The organism is Paenibacillus sp. NN59 (assembly GCF_057597225.1).
In genome coordinates, this window is the sequence record NZ_CP199678.1 from 900,235 (window position 1) to 919,585 (window position 19,351).

The window sequence follows — 19,351 nt, forward strand, 5'->3', positions numbered from 1 at the left end:
AACTTATTCCTTATTTAGGAGATTAATTAGTGAATAAACTTAATGATTTGCAAGTCGTTGAACTGGATATCCTTAGAGAATTCATGAAGGTTGCACAGCGTGAAGAGCTAACGTGGTTCGCCATGTTTGGAACTCTTCTCGGTGCAGTGCGTCATAAAGGATTCATCCCGTGGGACGACGATGTAGATATTGCTTTGCCACGTAAAGAATATGATCGTCTTCGGCTTTCACAAAACTGGTTTGATGAACCTTATTTCTTGCAAACGCCTCAAAATGACCCGGCTGCCGCTCCACATTTTATGAGGCTGAGAAGAAGTGATACGACGGTTCTCTCAGGCTTTCCTAACGGTTATACACGTGGTGGTCACATGGGAGCCTACATTGATATTCTTCCTCTGGATGATATGCCAGGTGGCGATGTCGCAAAGCGTGTTCAAGAAACTGTACTTAAGATGCAAGTTCAGTTATATGCTTCAGCTGCTCTTGATGAATGTCAGGGTGAAGAGATGTCACCGGGTAAAGAGGAATTTTGTTATGCTGCCGGCGGAATAGCTGGTCAATACGATTTTATAGTAGATCGTTATGAACGTTTCTGTTCAAAATATGAAAATCAATTATATTATGCCGTTCCCGTAGTAATGGGTGAGCATGGCAGAAGAGTATACGACAAGCAGTGGTTTTCAAAGAGCATAGAGTTAAATTTTGAAGATTTAATAATTCCAGTGCCTGTGGGCTATAAGGAAATACTTATTGCATCTTATCCTGGGGGATTATACGAGCCAGATGCCAGGGAGCGCAAACCGAAGCATATTGATCATAGTATTGTGAATATGGGCCGGTCTTACAAAGAATATGTTCGTCCCTATACTGACATGCTGCGCGATATTAAAAATAAAAAAGTATATATCTTCGGTGCTGGCGATAGCTTGCGGATGTGGATGGAGCGTTACAGCAAAGGATTGAATGTGGTATGCGCTTTTGATAACCGTAAAGCCGCATGGGGGAGTGTAGCATATGGTGTACCAGTACGGTCTCCTTCCGAATTATGTGCGTTAATGGATGAGAATTCACGGCTGATTATTGCAAGTATCTATCATAAAGAAATAGCCGAGCAGCTTGAAGAAATGAATATATCTGATTACTATTTTTTTATAGATGGCTTAAAATATTAGAAATTGGAATAAGGATTATAAAAAAACTGCACCTCCAATTGGTAGTTGTGTCTAACAATTGGGGTGCAGTTCATATCCTTGGCGCGGTTTTTGCCATAAGTATTAATATACCTTCACGTTTATTCCAAGCACAGACTTGTTCTGCACCGAATTACCAGATAAATATACTTTTTTCAGCTTGGGCAGCTTGCTTAAGGTCTCCGCATCGGAAATGGCATTGTTTTCGAGATGGAGTTCTTCAATGGCTTGCCAGTTGCTCATAAAATCAAGCGAAGCCAGGTTACTGTCTTGTATGGTAAAGGAACGAAGAGCGGATAGCTTGGAAAAGTAAGGCATCATCTGATCCACTTCACTGACAGATGCATTTTTTATGCTAAAATAGGGCTCCTCCAGGGTTAAATGTTCAAGCACCTTGTTCTCCGCTCCTGCCTTTTGTTCGAAATTAAGCCTGCACTCCGAGCATACTAGCGATTTTACCTGCTTCAAGCGAAATAACGCATCACTTTCACTGTACAATGATGAATCATTAATGTTTAGTTTTTGTAAGCGAGATAAACTGTTCAGCGAGCTGAGTTGAGTGATTTCACTGATTTCCCAGAGGGAGAGTTGTTCCAGCTTTGGAAATTTGCCTAGGGCAGCCAGATTTAACCCCCCGCTTCCGCCACGGAGTGTCAGATTGGTTGTGGCAGGTGCCTTCAGCCCGGAGAGGAAGGAGCCAGGGATTTCTACCTTGCCTGCATCGGGTAATGTCAGCGCTTCTGCATTCTCGTAATAACCGGACAACGTTAATTCCCGCAATGAGGATAGACTATTTATGGCCTTTGTTGAACTAAGCTTGCTTAAGGAAGCCAGGCGCAGTTTGGTAATCGAGGTTTTACCAGCTAACGGTTCCAGACTGGAAAAGTTTAAACTCTCGATGTCCAGCTTCTGTAGAGCAGGCATATTTTGCACAAAGTCTATGGATTTCACGTTGTTTAAATAGGAAAGCTGAAGTTCTTGAAGCTGGGTTAACGCATATAACGGCTGCAAATCTGTGGTTTCACTGTAGTTGATGGATAAGGATGTCAGCCCGGTCATGGACGACAACCATCCCAGTTCATTGACAAACGTGAGTGACAGGGACTTGAGCGGCAGTTTGTTTAACAGGTGAAAATCCGTTATAGACTCATCGACATAGGTAATCGATAGAGAGTTCAGGTTAGGAAATTCCAGCAGTAATGCTAATTCCTGATTGCTGCGAAGCTGGGTAGTCAGGTGCGTGATTTTAGACTTGTCACCAAAGTAGTTGGAAAACGAATTAAAGGATTCGTTAAAAGCACCACCATAGCTTTTCAATCCAGACATATGAGCAAACGTGGTTTGATCCGTCTGGGCAATTTCATAGGTTCCCGTCAAGTCGAGCGCTGTAAGTCCTGTGAAGGCTTCAAAATCTCGCTGGTCAATCTCCTGTGTGTTCAATTTCTTGTCCTGAGTAACATAAGTGATCTTCTCAGCCTTTTCATCGCTGAAGGGATCGGAGAAGCTATAGGTAAACTGCCATTGGTCACTATCCAGATAATCTACGGTCAGATAGCGCACACGAGCGAGTTCCTCTTCTGTCGGCGAGGCAGATCCTTTATCAAAGATGTCCCGTAAAAAGGAGAGCAGAACCTCGCTTTCCGGCATCTTGCGTACAGGCAGATTAGCTTCTGTTTTTTGAAGCGTGGAACTCGTACTGGAGTAAAAATAAGCACCGATGGCACCCGATAGGATTAACATCAGTATCAGTAATAGCCTTACGGAGACGTTTGGCTTCGGCGCTGCCTTAGGAGGCGTTCCGTGGTAATGATTAATGGTTTGGTCTACATAATAGACATGGTTTTGCTTCAATAAAAGCTCTGTTTCACAATACGGACATTTTAAAACTTGCCCCTCCTTGTATTCAATTCTTCCGTTGCAATTGGGACAGTTTAACGGAATAAATGCCACGAATGCCTCCCCCTTCATGATGATGTTTGTAAGATCATACTGATCAGTTATCTGATTTAATTTAGAGCTTATATTTGATGAGCCTTCTCTAGAGACTACTGATGTAGCGTGACTGGCTCACACTATAGTTTATCGTTCTGAAGTGTTACGTTCAATAAGATAATGAAGTTTCACATAGAGAAAGAGCAGGGGGGACCTGCTCCTTTATGGTCTATTTTTTAATTTAAACGGGGATAGTTATTATGATGATAGCCATCATTTAATAGTCCACTAAGCAATGGATGTGATTGGATGTTTAACATGTACAGGATAGAGGTTATCGCCATGGGTTTTTACAAAAAGACCTTCGTAGGTCAGCGTACTTTTTAATTCCATATCTTTATTTTCATCCGGTGTAAAATGAAACGTTACCTTCTCGGTATCTGCATCAGCAATTTTATTCAGAATATCTTTCATATTGTTTTCATTTAAGCTGACAACATCGAAGAGGTTGATATTGCTGTTTTCCTTCTGATAAATGACAATGACCTTTTCGTTTTCCAAATAATAAATATCATCATTAAACACATTCAAGCAATAAAACATGAATATGCCGGGAGTGTGGTGGGTAGCCAACCGCTTGGAAACAGGCAGTCGTTGCGACGCGAATTGCCTAATAAGATGTAAATCCTCTGCGTCAGTTACATCTAGTTTCCGCAGGTTTGCAGATTCTAATGGGTTAGCTGAACAATGAAAGTCGATTGAAAATAAATGTTCTTCTAAGGGTTTGAACCCAAACTTAGGGTAGAAATCAAGAACGGAGTCATTGGCGAAGAGGTACATGAGGTCGTACTTGTTCTCGTATTCCTCCAAAATCTTGTTCATTAAACGTGCAGATAGTCCTTGCCCGCGGTAGTCGGGATGTGTCATCACCGTTCCGATTTGAATTGCTTTTTTCTTCTCTCCGTGGATAATCAGTTCAAGTATATTGACAGATGCGTTGGCAACAACCTGATTTTCATCTATAAACGAAAAAGGGATGTATCCTTCGCCCCAGCAACCATGTTGGTACCATTTTTCGAAATGGATATCAAACGTACTCGCAGCGAGTTCGAAAAAACTGTTCCGAAGTGTGTCATTGTTTTTATAATTCTTCATAAAGATTAATTCCTGCATGGTAGGTTCTCCTTAACATTTTCCTTTATGTATATTAATAGGTGCAATTTCACTTACATTTCTACCAGATATTATTCAGCAATAGTTTCTAAATTCCTTCTTTTAACTGATAGAGATATTCAACAACTTTGAAGAAGCGTTAGAACTTCCTGTTTGTAATCACAAAAATCTCAGGCCTTTATGCATGACCAGGTATGTTATAGTGAGGGGGAGTCACTACCATTACATAACAGGTGGGATGTAAGATGTTCTTTTTTGTTATATTACTCGTGTGTTTTATTGTATTTCTGCTACTTACATCGTTCTTCAACAGGAAACATAAAGTGCTGATCTCGTTCGCCAGTGCTCTTGTGGTGAGCATGCTACTTCAGGTGTTGGAGCAATTTTATCTGAGCAGTATTTTGGTGGCAGCGTTTTTGGTGTATTTTATTATTGGAAATATCAGCACGTTCAAAAGTAACCAGTTGAAGCTCAGCTTAGCGATATTATTCAGTACATCAATTGTAACGCTCGTCCTTTCTTTTACATACTTTAATCAAAAGATAGCTCCACCAGATGCCGAGATTCTTAGAGTCATGTTTATCTATTATCCGTTGCTTATTATATTCATCGCGTGTTATGCCTATATGCTTCTTAACCTGTTTAATTTTAAAATATTGCAGGCAACCAATCCGCTCCTGTATATCTTGAATAAAGTTCGTGCGTGGCGGCGGATGATGTACATGTTCTGGATTATTTCACGCAAAGGTTTGGCTCATTTGATTCAGCAGGATCATGCCAAACTGCCATATGTTATTGCTGAGGTACTGGATAGCATGGGTGGTGTATTCGTGAAGTTTGCCCAAGTTTTATCGACCAAAAAGGACATGTTACCTGCAAACTACATCCAAGCCTTCTCCAGTTTACATGATCAGGTGAAACCGCTAAGCCCACAGGAGCTGAAAGCGATTATCGACACCAAGATCGGCAATATGGATGAAACGTATGAATCCTTTGGCATGGAACCCATCGCAGCCGCTTCGATTGGACAAGTTCATCTGGCGAAGCTGAAATTGGCGGGAGAGAAGGTTGTTGTCAAAATTTTAAGACCTGATGTGAAGCAGAAAATGACGGTCGATTTGGATATTTTAATCCAGTTTGTATCATGGCTATCCGAGCGCTCTGTCAAAATCAAAAGCCTTGGATTAATTCAGCTTGCTGAAGGGTTCAAACAGAATTTGATCGAGGAAACGGATTTTGATATCGAAGCCTTGAATACGAATCTGATTCGCAAAGCATTCGAAGAACACAACATTCGTATCCGTGTCCCCGAAATCTATTCGGAGTATTCGACAAAACAGATTTTAACTATGGAATATATCGAAGGAACCAGCTTCACGAGAGCGGTGACAAGCGATGTTTCGGAGAGGGTCATGCACGCATTTTTGGATCAAATTCTAGTGATAGGTATCTTTCATGCAGACCCGCACCCCGGAAATCTGATGCTGACCGTTGATGGAGAGGTTGCGCTGATCGACTTCGGTTCAGTGGGCTACTTAACGGATGAAGAACGAGGTGGGATGTTAAGCTTCCTGATGGGATACAGCAGTCGAGATACGAAAGAGATGGCGGATGGTTTGACACGAGTTTGTGAGGATGGGCATTTGCTGGATGAAAAGTTGATTGAACAGCGTCTGAGCCGACTTTTGTCCGAAGCGTCTTTCTCACCTGACCCGACAAGTGTCATGATGAAACGAATGATGTCCATGATCACAGAGATGGGGATGTCATTAAAACCTACGATTGCCGGAGCATTCAGAGCCATCATTACGTTGGATGGCACGCTCTCATCTGTAGATGATACGTACTCTTTATCCGCAACCAGTCAATCTTACGCAACTTATATGGATAAAGGACAAGTCGTCAAAGAGCGTTTGACAAAGGTCAAAGAGCAGATTACGGACTACATTCCGAAGTTATTGGAACTGCCTATTCTGAAGGACAATAAAATTACGATTGCTCGTGAGGAAAATCATTCACTACATGATTTTATGGGCACATTGACAGTGGGTATATTCACGGTAATCTGTATGGTCGTCATGCTTGCTAGCTTTGTGGTGCAGGGGGAAGCGATGCGATTTTTACTTGCTCCGTTATCCATATCTGGTTTTGGCGTAGGCATGATCATATTGATCATGGCTGTAATTAAACAGTTGAAACCGAAGGTGTAGGAGACGATGGATAGGCTTGAACGCAATCGAAATGAAGATGGCTCTTTAAAGAATCCTAATGCCTCACATAAGTATCCCCGCGAAAAGTGGTTAGTAACTTGTTAATCCTGTATCGATGGCGTTCTATATATAAATGCCATAAAAAAACAGGTCATCTTATAGATGACCTGTTTTTTGTGCGTAATCGGACATCACGTAAAGATATGTTAACTTCACATGAACCCGTTAATCTACAGTAAAATGTACCACAGCACTGTACAACATTTTGTTCCGAACAGGATCAAACGTAACTTGATGCTGAACTAACTTTACACGTAGAAGAAGGGCTTTGTTAACGCCCATCCGTTCATCGATCGCTCGTTCCAATTCCTGAAAGTCATAAGCTTGAAGGCATTCAACCTTGTCCTTCATGATATCTAATGAAATTTCCATATGTGATGTAGACCTCCACTTTATATGAATGTTAATAATGAGTTACCCGAGTTTCATTGTAGTTGAGCCTCTGGGGATCAGCAAGTGAAAATCAGTTAAACCGAATGTGATTATTTTATTTTAGATAAATTCATTTTGGGAGGAATGGTTCCGAGCAGTCTTGCGATTTTCGTAATCTGCCCTCGATGATGGAATTCATGGGTTGTGCAATGGGTGAAAAGCCATAATTCACTTAATTCAGCTGTTTCACTCATCCAACTGGCTTGAATGTCTGCGTCCCAATTGTCTTTGAAATGATGAAGAAATTCATCTACCAGTAAATCTGTCTTCTCAAATAATGCACGCATTTCCTGTACATCTCTGATGAATTCTGGTTTTAACTTGGGAATGGTTCGTCCAAGACCGCGAACGCCTAACCATATGCGATAACAATCTGAGACATGAACATGCAGGTTGCGGATGGATTCCCCACCTAATGCGTCGGCGGTTTGCAAGTATGATTCAGGGGACATCGTCTCACACATTCGGAAGAGGGATTCTCTTGTTCGTTTAATCATCTCATATTGATTCGTTAGTATATTCATTTTCATTCATTAATCTCCTTTATAAGCGAATAACGATTCGCTTTTTAATTAAAGACTAAACATATCTATAATATCTTTGTTGTATATTAATGTCAAATATTTTCAAGTTTACAGGAGAAGTATGCTTCGTTCAGGGGTGTGATATAATTGAGCTACAACTGATTGGCTATTTCGGGATAAATAATTTCCCTAGTATGTATAGAGAGGTTTTGGATATGACGAAAGACAATTTTTGGCGTGAATTGCCACGACCATTTTTTATACTTGCGCCGATGGAAGACGTGACCGATGTTGTATTTCGGCATGTTGTCAGTGAGGCGGGCAGACCGGATGTATTTTTTACCGAGTTTGCGAATACGGAAAGTTACTGTCACCCGGAAGGCAACAAAAGTGTGCGCGGACGGTTGACCTTTACCGAAGACGAACAGCCGATTGTGGCGCATATTTGGGGAGACAAGCCAGAGTTTTTCCGTGAGATGAGCATTGGCATGGCGAAGGAAGGTTTCAAAGGCATCGACATTAATATGGGCTGTCCTGTAGCGAATGTAGCGGAGAATGGCAAAGGAAGCGGTTTGATCTGCCGACCTGCCCTTGCCGCGGAGATCATCCAAGCCGCAAAAGCCGGGGGATTGCCGGTGAGTGTCAAAACAAGACTGGGCTTCACTGAGGTCGATGAGTGGCGCGACTGGTTAACTCATATTTTGCAGCAAGACATCGTGAATCTGTCCATTCACCTGCGCACAAGAGAGGAAATGAGCAAGGTGGATGCCCACTGGGAGTTGATTCCCGAGATCAAAAAACTGAGGGATGAGATCGCACCGAATACATTGCTTACCATTAACGGGGATATCCTCGACCGGGAAGCTGGCTTGAAACTGGCAGAGCAATACGGCGTGGACGGCATAATGATTGGACGGGGCATATTCCAAAATCCGTTTGCGTTTGAGAAGGAGCCAAGGGAGCACTCGACGGAAGAGTTCCTTCATCTGCTTCGGCTACATCTGGATCTGCATGATCAATATGCAGAACTTGAACCTCGTTCGTTCAGTCCTTTGGCGCGTTTTTTCAAAATCTATGTTCGTGGATTCCGCGGTGCAAGTGAGCTGAGAGGTAACTTGATGAACGCCAAAACAACCGCTAAAGTACGTGAGTTGTTGGACGAATTTGCAAGGAACGAGCAGGTAGTTACAGAGGGAAACAGCATATAAAACAGTTGCATGATCACAGTAAAGTTCTGTTAAGTGAATCCTAGATACAAAGTGGAACTTCTTGATTCCTATTTCAGAATGATGATGGCTGAATTGCATGCAAGATAACCATGTCTAGATGAAGAGATATCTAACTCTAAAAGCTCTATAAATCGCTCAAGTGGAACGATCGCTTGGGCTTTTTATATGGTTTAACCATTTGACATGAGACCTTACATCTGCCTTCTGCAGCTTGGGTTAAGCTGATATAATGAACCGGATAGGCTGATCCCACGTGCCTTTACGCTAGGATATGAAACGGAGTAGATGGTTAGATGAGAAGAATGCTCGTGGCATTGGTTGCGGTTAGTCTTGGTTGTTATCTTTTGTTATTTGGATTACAGGAAGCAACGGAGAATAAAGGCATGAAGCCAGAGCCATCCAAGAATGGAATCCTGGATATGACCACATGGAATTTTAATTCCGATGAAGTAGCACCACTGGACGGGCAATGGGAATTTTACTGGAATGAACTACTGAGTCCAGGAGTTCACCCCGTTTCAAGTGCACAATTCATTCATGTACCCGGATTTTGGAGACATACAGCACAAGATGGGACTCTTCAGGCCAAGGGTGGTGGAACCTACCGTTTGAAGGTGAAGCTGGAGCCTTCTTCGAGGGTATATGGTCTAAGAATTTCGAACATCCGAATGGCGAGTACCGTTTATGTAAATGGCGAGAAGGTGGGAGAGAGCGGTGTCCCGACTTTAAATCAACATACATATGAATATGTGAACAGGCCGTATAATGCCTTTTTTACAGTACAAGGGGATACGGCAGAGATTTTGATTCATGTAGCCAATTTTGAAAATACGCAAGGCGGCATTCCCTATAGCCTTTACTTTGGAAGTGCGCAGGGCATTCAAGCTTTTAACATCAATACAACGGTCCTTAATTTAACGCTAATTGTATCCCTGCTGATGCTGGGATGTTATCAATTAAGTGTATACATTATTCGCAAAAAAGAACAAGGTCTTCTCTATTTCGGGTTAAGCTGTATTGTAATCGCATGGTCCTTTGCCAGTAACGGCGAACGGATTATCGTAGAATACTTTGATCTGCCCACCGAGTTTTATTATAAAATTCAGGCCATATCGTTATATCTTTCTTTAATTACGATGGTGATGTTTATCCAATCCATGTGCAAGGGACTGATTGCTCGCTGGTTTACCAGAAGCCTTGTATATGGGATGGCACTATATATTGCATTTGTTCTGGTCACCCCTTTTCAATGGTATTCCGACTTCAATATGATCGCCAGTACCTTTCAACTCGGGGCTTACGTCATTATAATTGGTGTTCTGCTCTATTCCTACCGGAAGGGACGATATGGCGAGTTCAGAAAAAAAAGTCTGGCGCTCTTTATCATGGCCTTATGTAGCTACCTGGTGGGTCTATTCGATTATGCTCTATATTTGAGCAGCCTGACGACAAGTTACCAGTTGGGGTATTACGCGATTTTAGCTTTTTGTTTCTTGGCATCCTTCATTATGTCTTACCGCTTTTCTGAAGCGTATAACACTATCGAGAATATGGCAGCCAAGCTTCAAAAGGCGGACAAGCAGAAGGATGAGTTTCTGCTTCAGACTTCGCACGAGTTCCAAACACCACTGCACGGCATCATCAATTTGTCCCAGAACATGCTGGAGGCAGGCGCAGAAGAACTGAACGACATTCAGATGCAAAATCTGTCCTTAATCCGGGATACGTCCAGAAGGTTGTCCGCGCTGGTTCATGATATTTTGGATATGGAGAAAATTAAACGTAACGAATTGACTGTCCTTCCTGCAAAAGTGGATGTACGCGTCACGGTATCTCTCGTGTTCCATTTGTTCGAATATCTCATTACAGGGAAAAAAATTAGGCTGGTTAACGCCGTACCCGATAGGCTGCCTCTCGTTTCTGCAGATGAGAACAGGTTGAAACAGATCATCTACAACCTGGTGGGCAATGCGGCCAAGTTCACTCAGGAAGGCGTCATCACCGTGAGTGCCCGGGTAACAGCAGATCGAGTGACCATTTTGATTGAAGACAGCGGTGTGGGAATTGCCAGGTCGGAATGGGATACGATCTTTCAACCTTTCGAGCAAGCCCACTCCCCGTATGAGTATAGTGGAACGGGCTTGGGATTGTTTATTTGCAAGAAGCTGCTGCATCTGATGGATGGAGACATTTATATTGATTGGTCCGAGCAGGGCAAAGGAACAGGGATTGCTTTTACACTCCCGCTAGCGGATGAGAATGGGGATGGCAGTACGGAAGCTGCTGCGACTTATGAGAATGATATAGTAGAGCAGAAGCAGATTTCGATAGTTCCATCCATTCCGGAACATTCGGTTAATCAGTCTCCGTCTGCTGAAAGCCGGTTCACTATATTGGCAGTGGATGACGAAATGTCGAATCTCCATGTTCTGTCCAGGCTGTTTGCGAGTGAGCCCTATCATATCGTGTGGGCAAATAACGGAGTAGAGGCACTGGAGTTGCTTCATAGCCGCTCGGATATCGACTTAGTTCTACTGGATGTGATGATGCCCAGAATGTCCGGGTTTGAGGTCTGCAGAGAGATACGAAAGCAGTTCAGTCTGTTTGAGCTTCCAATTATTTTACTGACGGTGCTTCATTCTCCCAGCGATATTGAGGGAGGGTTAAAGGCAGGAGCGAACGATTTTATAGTCAAACCCTTTGACGCTTCCGAAATAAGGGCCAGAACAGAAACGCTACTACGGTTAAAGACGTCCGTTGAGGATGCCATGAGGTCAGAGCTTGATTTTCTCCAGTCACAGATTAAGCCGCACTTTTTGTTTAATTCATTGAATTCCATTATGGCTTTATGCCGTATAGATCCGATACAAGCAGAGAATCTCATTACACATCTTAGTCATTATTTAAGAAGGAGCTTTGATCCCAGACCGGATCGTTATGTGTCGCTACGAGACGAGCTTCAGCTGGTTGAGGCCTATGTGGCGATTGAACAAGCCCGATTCGAGGATCGACTGACGGTTATATATGATGTACAGCCAGCAACGCTGGAGAAAAAAATCCTTCCGTTAACGATACAGCCTTTGGTGGAGAATGCGATCCGGCACGGTGTCATGAGAAGGGTCGTTGGAGGAACGGTTCGTTTGTCCATTACTCTGCATGAGGATACGGTTCAGATCGAAGTATGGGATGATGGCGTCGGCATGACCCCGGATCAATTACAACAATTATGGGTAGCAAGTAACTCTTCATCTCAACGAAGGGGAGTAGGTCTGATGAATATCTGCCGGAGATTGGCACACTTCTGTAAAGAAGAATTAAAGGTAACGAGTGTAGCAGGCGAATGGACAAGTGTCAGGTTCCAGTTCAAAATATAAACTCTTGTAACCGTGGAGAGAAGGGGATGATATTCGTGAGAGTTGTCATCGTGGATGATGAGCGACTGGCTATTATGCGGCTGCAGCACATCCTAAAGGGCATAGAGGAAGTGGAGGTCGTTGGCACATACACGAATGTTTCGGAGTTGCTGAATGATTTCCCCCGTCTGCAGCCGGATGCAGCTTTTTTGGATATTGATATGCCCGGTATGAACGGTCTGGAACTGGCTGCTAACTTGCAGGGCATGGAACTGGATACGGAGATTGTATTTATTACAGCTTACGATCAGTATGCACTGGATGCATTCCGGGTGAATGCGCTTGACTATCTCTTGAAACCTGTAGATGAAGTGGCGTTGCGTGATACCATTCGGCGAATTCTCAAGCGTAAAAGACGGGCTCCTATGAGGAAAAAAGAAACGCATGCCCGTATCCAATGTTTCGGTCAGTATATTGTCTCTCGTTTAAACGATGGGAGCCCGGTCGATTTCCCGACGGCAAAGACAGAAGAGCTTCTCGCATATTTTCTGATTCACAGGGATACGAGTCTTTCTAAATGGAGTATATGTGAAAGTCTATGGCCGGAGCATGAGCCGCAGAAAGCAGAACAAAATCTGCATACAACCGTATTTCGCATGAAGAAAACCTTGCTGGATAACGGCATCCATATTCAATTAAGCTCCAAAAAGGGTTTTTATCATTTTCAACTCCTCGAATCCTGTGATTATGTGCGCTTCGAAGAGCTGAGGAGGGGAGGATCTGCCCAGATTGATAGATATCCTGCGGATGCAGAAGAGGTTTTAAGGCAGTATAAGGGGGCACTTTTTGGCTGGAAAGATTACGCCTGGTGTGAAGCGGATAAGGAACGGGCTAATCAAAGCTTTCGAGATATGTCCAAAACGCTGGCTCGCTTATATATGAAAAGAGGAGAGTATCGGCAAGCACAGGATTTTCTGCAATTCTTTCTCTCCATCGTTCCTTACGATGAAGAAGGTCATGAAATGATGCTAAGGATCTTTATGCACCGGCAGGATCGAACTTCCTTTTCCATGCATTTTAACAAAATGAAAGAGGTGTTCCAGCAGGAAATGGGAATGGAACCGCCTGCCTTCATGGAGCAGATGTATGTGGAAATGATGGGAAAATCATAGTTAGAAGAAGCTTTGCGGTACTCCCTGATAAATGGGATTCTGCGGAGCTTTTTTTGTGGCGTTTTCTGAGGTTCTTTGTAAGTGTTTTGTAAGCGTACGTAAGTAAAATTAGTTCTCGGGACCCACGAATGTCGAAAGAAGGGGAATTACGCGACTTATTGGTGTTGAGGTGAATACAGCGATATTGAGAGGAGAGCACCTGCGGTGAGAGCAGGGAAAGGCCGGAGAAGGACGGGCTTGAGATGTTTGACTGTGTACCTGTACATAGATGGCACCGGAAAAATTAGATAGTAATGATATGAAGAAGATTACGAATGTTTAATCAGGGAGGAATACAGAATGATGCAACATGTTATGGGCAGGAACAAGCTTCGATCCTTGTTTTCTGTTGTTCTTGTTTTCAGTTTACTTTTGAGTTCGTTTCCATCCATTGCTTTTGCGGATGATCCAGCATCACTTGAGATCGGAACTGCTTCCGGATCTCCTGGTGATATAGTAGACGTTCCTGTATATATCTATCCGGGGGATTATAGTATATATGGCTATCAGCTTAATTTTACCTATAATCCTAATAAACTTGAGCCGATGCCAGGGGTAGCAAGTACGAAATGGAACACATCTACCTTTGATAAAGGTGAAATTCCAGCCAGTACTGAAGTTTATGTGAACTCCAGTTTCGGAGAAGAACACCCCATTAAGGATGGGAAGCAAGAGATATTTGTTTTACATTTTAGAATAAAGGAAACAGCGAGTGAGGGTTCAGCCCATGTGATTTGGAATTCAGGTACATACATTGGATCTAATGAATCCATAGTAGGTATTGACCATAATACTCCGGGTTCTGTCACAATAAATCCTGCCTCTGGAACAGGCACGGGGGACGTGGAACCAAAGGATGCACAATCACCTCAAATTAACCAGCAACCTTTGGATAAAGAAGTGAATTTGAATGATAGTGTGCAGTTGAGTGTAAATGCAACGGTAAGTGACGGCGGAGTGTTAAGCTATCAATGGTACAGTTTAATTACGACTGGAGAGAGGGCCATTGATGGGGCTACGGATAGTAGCTTTGATGTGCCGACAACGACGGCAGGAACAACGTTTTATTTCGTTAAGGTAAAGAACACACTCGGTGCCAGTTCCAAAATAGAGTCTAGCCAAGTAGTCAGTGTAACGGTGAAACCCCCATTGGCTGAAGGGCATTGGCAAGATATAACGGGGCCAGAGATACCTGTTAATGGACCAATTGATATCGCAGTTGATCCGAATGGTACGGTGTACGTGGCTAGTTCCACAACAATTAAGATGCGGTCCAACAATGGTAACTGGATCGATATAACACCAGAAGAAGGTCTCGAATATATCTCGGGTATGGCTGCAGATAGCACAGGGGCAATCTATGTGTCGCGGAGCCGCAGTAGTTCTATTTTGAAATATATGGATGGTACTTGGGGAGTTGTTAATGGCACTAATGAAGGTCTCTCCACGCCAGTTGATGTGGCAGTGGATGAGAATAACCAGATTTTTGTAGCAGATAGAGAGTTCAGAAACGTTAAAAGACTGGTCGATGGAACCTGGGAAAGTATCAGTGAATTCAATGTCTCTACTCCTGTTGGATTAGCAGTAGGTAATGGGAATGTTTATGTAACATATGATAACTTTGTTGAATTTGGAGTTAAAACATTAATGGATGGTAGCTGGGAAGGTATCACAGCTGGCACAAAATTTAATATGCCACAAGGAATTGCAGCCGATGCAAGTGGGGATGTGTATGTAGCAGACTCATATAATCATGTTGTAAGGAAGCGGTCTGCAGGCGTATGGACAACGGTCAGTGAAGTAAGTGATTTCAGCCTTCCATATGGTGTAGCCATAAGTCACAATGGAGACGTGTATGTCACAGATTATGAGAGCGGACATATTAAAAGGCTGATTGTTAATGCAGCAATTCCGGTTATTCATGCACAGCCCATTGGCGATATGGTAGATCAGGGAGCTGAGCAACCGAAATTGAGCATTAATGCCACAGTTAACGATGGTGGTACATTGAGCTATCAATGGTACAGCAACACGAAAAATAGCGTGGAAGGAGCCTCATTGATTGAGGGTGCAACGGAGAGCAGTTATTCCGCACCGACAACTCAACCTGGCATTCTCTACTATTACGTGAATGTGAAAAATATGAATACTTCTGCTGCCCAAAATCAAGCCGCATCAGTCAATAGTTCCCTTGCGCTAGTGACGGTGAGTAGCGGCGGCAACAATGGTGGTGGAACAGGACCAGTGATTACGGAACCAGCAAAGGCACAATCCCCTCAAATTACCCGACAACCTGTGGATAGAAGTGTAAGCCTGAATGATCCAAGTCCGCAGTTGAAAGTCGTTGCAAACGTAAATGATGGTGGTCAGCTATCCTATCAATGGTATCGCAATACGAAGAAAAGTGTCGAGAGTGGAAACATTGAAAAGATCGCAGGAGCAACGGAAAGCAGGTATGATGCGCCCGCATCAACTGTGGGAATAACGTATTATTTTGTTGAGGTAACCAATACGTTAGGTGAAACTTCTACAACAACGCCGAGCACTGTAGCTACAGTACTTGTAAGTAAGGGGAGCTGGCAAGATATCACGGGGCCAGAGGCATCTTTTGTTGGTGCAAATGGTATTGCAGTCGATCCGAATGGTACGGTGTATGTAATAAGTGGAATGAAAATTGTTAAGCGTACTATAGACAGTGACTGGCAGGATATCACTCCTGCTGATGGAGAGGAAAGAGAAGATTTTTATACAGGGATTGCAACAGATAGCAAAGGTACGATTTATGTATCCAGATACAATAACAGCTCTATCTTGAAATACGCTGGAGATGCTTGGGAATCCGTTGATAGTATTGGACTTATCAATCCATCGCATTTGGCAGTTGATGAGCAAGATCAGATCTATGTGGTAGATCGAGGCGACGTAATTAAAAAACTGGTTAATGGTACTTGGGAGAACTTCGGTTCAATTAATAGTTACATTTCTAGTTTAGTAGTGACTGGTGGGAAAATGTATGCTAGTCATAGTAATGGAGTTACGGTCAAAACGTTGTGGAACGATAGTTCGGAGGAAGTCGTATCTGGCGTACAGTTTATCATGTTAATAGGAATGACAGCGGATGCGAACGGTAATGTGTATGTTGCAGACAGTGAAGGCGTGAAAAAACTGTCAAATGGTGAAGCGACGCCAATTAGTACAAAAGCCGATTTCAGTATTCCGTATGGGCTCGCTTTAGATTCCATTGGCAATTTGTATGCTGTTGATAATCAGCTCGGCAAGGTTAAGAAGCTCATCATCAACGCAGCAACTCCGGTAATTCATACGGACCTGGTGGACTTAAAGGTAGATCAGGGAAGCGAGAGCCCGCAATTGAGCGTGAATGCCACGGTAAGTGACAGTGGTACATTGAGCTATCAATGGTACAGTAACACAAATGATAGCGTTGAAGGCGCTACATTGATTGAGGGTGCAACAGAGAGTAGTTATTCCTTACCTACAGATCAAGCAGGTAAGGTGTACTATTATGTGAAAGTGAAGAACACAAACGATTTGGCTGCTCAGAATCAAACGTCAACGGTCAATAGTTTGGTTGTGGCGGTGACTGTCAATTCAGCTAATCTTCCGGCTTACAATGTATTCTTTAATCGGCAGGATGGAACTGCTCCATTCTCAATGGGGGTAACACAAGGCTCCAAGATTCCAGTAATGATTGTTAAGGAAAGAGCAGGTTACACCTTTGAAGGGTGGTACAAGGATGCAGCAGGAACATTAAAATGGAATAACGATACAGATGTTGTGAATAGCGATGTTACTTTATATGCAAAATGGACTGCCACTAGCAACGGCGGTGGAACAGATCAAGGTGGCAACACTGGCGGCAACGGTAGTGGAACTGGCAATGGCAACGCTGGTGGAAACAGTGGAAGTGCTGGCAATGCAGGAAGCAACAACAGTGTTAGCGCAGGAGCAACTCCTGCAGGCACGCCAGCCCCGACCAATGATGCGGTTGTAGTACTGGTGAATGGCAAAGAGGAGCGCATTGGTAAGTCTGTAGCTTCTAAAGAAGGTGAGCGTACGATAACGACGATTACTGTCGATCAGCAGCAACTGGACACCAAGCTGAATGCAGAAGGGCAAGGTGCGGTTGTGACAATCCCTGTTTCTGCGGAGTCTAATATCATCATTGGTGAACTCACTGGACAGATGATCAAGAAGATGGAAGACAAACAGGCGATGCTGGTTGTGAAAACAGGAAATGCAAGCTACTCGATTCCTGCGCAGCAGCTTGATATTGATTCAATCTCCAAGCAACTGGGTGAGGTGGCAACACTGGAGGACATCAAGCTGTCATTGCGTATCGCTTCTCCGGAAGCAACAATGATGAAGGTTGCCGAAGATGCGGCGAAACAAAATGCACTTTCGCTGGTAGCACCTTCAATTGACTTTACAGTCAAAGCAGAATATGCAGGAAAGATTGTGGATATAAACAAGTTTAATGTATACGTGGAACGGTCCATTGCTCTGCCGGGAGGCATTGATCCAAGCAAAATTACAACAGGGATCGTAACAGATCCAGATGGATCTGTACGTCATGTTCCAACCAAAGTGACACTGGAGAATGGCAAGTATTTTGCCCACATTAACAGCTTGACCAATAGCTTGTACTCGGTAGTTTGGCATCCGCTGACGTTCAAAGATGTAGAAAGTCACTGGGCCAAGGATGCTGTTAATGACATGGGTTCCCGTTTAATTGTAAATGGCAGTGGTAATGATCTTTACAATCCGAATGTGGATATGACACGTGCTGAATTCGCAGCTATCATGATGCGGGGCTTGGGATTGAAACCGATTGAAGGAAATTCACCTTTTGCAGATGTAAAAGCTTCCGATTGGTATCATTCGGCTGTGCTGACGGCTTATGATTACAAGCTGATCGATGGCTTCGAGGACGGGACTTTCCGTCCGCAAGAGAAGATTACCCGTGAACAAGCGATGGTGATTCTGTCCAAAGCGATGGCAATTACCGGGCTAACAGAGAAGCTTGCACTTGCAGGTAAGGGCAGCGATGAAATGCTGAAACCTTACACGGATGCTTCACTTGTTGCGGCATGGGCGAAAGCTGGTGTAGAAGCAAGCTTGGAAGCAGGTGTCGTGAGCGGCAGAGGAGCAGAACAACTGGCTCCGAGGGCGAATATTACCCGTGCTGAAGTTGCGACGATTGTACAACGGTTACTGAAGGTATCCGGTTTAATTTAATGCAATTCAAAGGGTTGCTCCGTGCAGAACTAACTGCATCAGGGGCAACCCTTTTTTTGTATTTTGCATAATAAAAAAGACGTTACCGGAATGGCTATGACGAAGCCAGCATGTATCCTGCTCCCCGAATCGTAATAATTCTCTCCGGATGGAGAGGGTCATCCTCTATCTTTTTGCGTAAATTACTGATGTGTACAGCGACCGTTCTCGTATCCTCCAGACTTTCCATGCCCCAGACAAGATTGAATAACGTATCGACCGAGATCACCCGGTTCACATTCTGTGCCATATAGGACAGGAGACTGAATTCTTTTTTGGATAAAAAAATGGTTTTACTACCTATGTTGACGGACTGAGCATAGAAATCCAGTTGCAACCCTGGTAACTCCAGCAGTTGTTCCCGCCTGCTTGACGATACTCTGCGAAGATGAGCCTTGATTTTGGCCATGAGTACGCCTGGACTGAACGGCTTGGTCACATAATCGTCGCCGCCATCCGTTAATGCACTGATCTTCACCTCATCTTCCTCATGGCTGCTCAGAAACAAGATCGGCGCATCAGTGTAGCCTCTTGCGTTCCTGCACCAGTCAATGCCGTTTTCATTGGCTAGCATCACATCCAGTACAATCAAATCAGGATTAAACGATGTAAGCAGCTGCATGGCTTCTGTCCCGGTATGACTATAAGTGCAATTAAAACCTTCACGTTCGCAATACGCCTGAACAATCTCACATATATGGGGATCATCATCGACGATCATAATTTTGTACGAGTCCTTCAT

Annotated in this window: 11 protein-coding genes; 6 read left to right on the forward strand and 5 right to left on the reverse strand. The window is 43.6% G+C overall.

From position 1 onward, the window contains the following. The first annotated feature begins 29 nt into the window (after window positions 1–29). A complete protein-coding gene (locus ACT89M_RS04065; protein WP_154891639.1) occupies window positions 30–1,172 on the forward strand; it encodes a LicD family protein in 1,143 nt (380 codons plus the stop codon). A gap of 102 nt (window positions 1,173–1,274) precedes the next feature. Here the strand turns inward: ACT89M_RS04065 and ACT89M_RS04070 are convergent, their stop codons facing one another. Next, window positions 1,275–3,041, reverse strand: a complete 1,767-nt coding sequence (locus ACT89M_RS04070) for a leucine-rich repeat domain-containing protein (RefSeq protein ID WP_487345001.1) — start codon at window positions 3,039–3,041, stop codon at window positions 1,275–1,277. Window positions 3,042–3,410: 369 nt separating this feature from the next. Next, a complete protein-coding gene (locus tag ACT89M_RS04075) occupies window positions 3,411–4,295 on the reverse strand; it encodes a GNAT family N-acetyltransferase (protein WP_154891641.1) in 885 nt (294 codons plus the stop codon). Between the two features lie 245 nt (window positions 4,296–4,540). Here ACT89M_RS04075 and ACT89M_RS04080 point away from each other — a divergent pair, with 245 nt between their 5' ends. Beyond that, on the forward strand, window positions 4,541–6,505 hold the full coding sequence (locus ACT89M_RS04080) for an ABC1 kinase family protein (RefSeq protein WP_308723300.1): 1,965 nt from the start codon (window positions 4,541–4,543) through the stop codon (window positions 6,503–6,505). 225 nt (window positions 6,506–6,730) lie between these two features. Here the strand turns inward: ACT89M_RS04080 and ACT89M_RS04085 are convergent, their stop codons facing one another. Next, on the reverse strand, window positions 6,731–6,937 hold the full coding sequence (locus tag ACT89M_RS04085) for a DUF2536 family protein (protein ID WP_154891643.1): 207 nt from the start codon (window positions 6,935–6,937) through the stop codon (window positions 6,731–6,733). Window positions 6,938–7,047: 110 nt separating this feature from the next. Then, complete coding sequence (locus ACT89M_RS04090; protein ID WP_253497336.1) at window positions 7,048–7,527, reverse strand: DinB family protein; 480 nt, start codon at window positions 7,525–7,527, stop codon at window positions 7,048–7,050. 209 nt (window positions 7,528–7,736) lie between these two features. On the opposite strand from ACT89M_RS04090, the gene ACT89M_RS04095 reads away from it, so the two are divergent. The 4 genes from ACT89M_RS04095 (at window position 7,737) to ACT89M_RS04110 (ending at window position 18,570) form a co-directional block, all read left to right on the forward strand. Further along, window positions 7,737–8,729, forward strand: a complete 993-nt coding sequence (locus tag ACT89M_RS04095; RefSeq protein ID WP_308723299.1) for a tRNA dihydrouridine synthase — start codon at window positions 7,737–7,739, stop codon at window positions 8,727–8,729. A 314-nt stretch (window positions 8,730–9,043) separates the two neighbouring features. Continuing rightward, window positions 9,044–12,124 (forward strand): hybrid sensor histidine kinase/response regulator, encoded by a 3,081-nt coding sequence (locus ACT89M_RS04100; RefSeq protein ID WP_308723298.1) that lies wholly within the window; start codon window positions 9,044–9,046, stop codon window positions 12,122–12,124. 26 nt (window positions 12,125–12,150) lie between these two features. Then, the gene (locus tag ACT89M_RS04105; protein WP_186809820.1) at window positions 12,151–13,275 is read left to right on the forward strand and encodes a response regulator; all 1,125 of its coding nucleotides are present in this window, start codon (window positions 12,151–12,153) and stop codon (window positions 13,273–13,275) included. A gap of 339 nt (window positions 13,276–13,614) precedes the next feature. Then, complete coding sequence (locus tag ACT89M_RS04110; RefSeq protein WP_308723297.1) at window positions 13,615–18,570, forward strand: S-layer homology domain-containing protein; 4,956 nt, start codon at window positions 13,615–13,617, stop codon at window positions 18,568–18,570. Window positions 18,571–18,664: 94 nt separating this feature from the next. Here ACT89M_RS04110 and ACT89M_RS04115 read toward each other — a convergent pair whose 3' ends face one another. After that, entirely contained in the window at window positions 18,665–19,351 is a 687-nt protein-coding gene (locus ACT89M_RS04115; RefSeq protein WP_090923222.1) for a response regulator transcription factor, read from the reverse strand.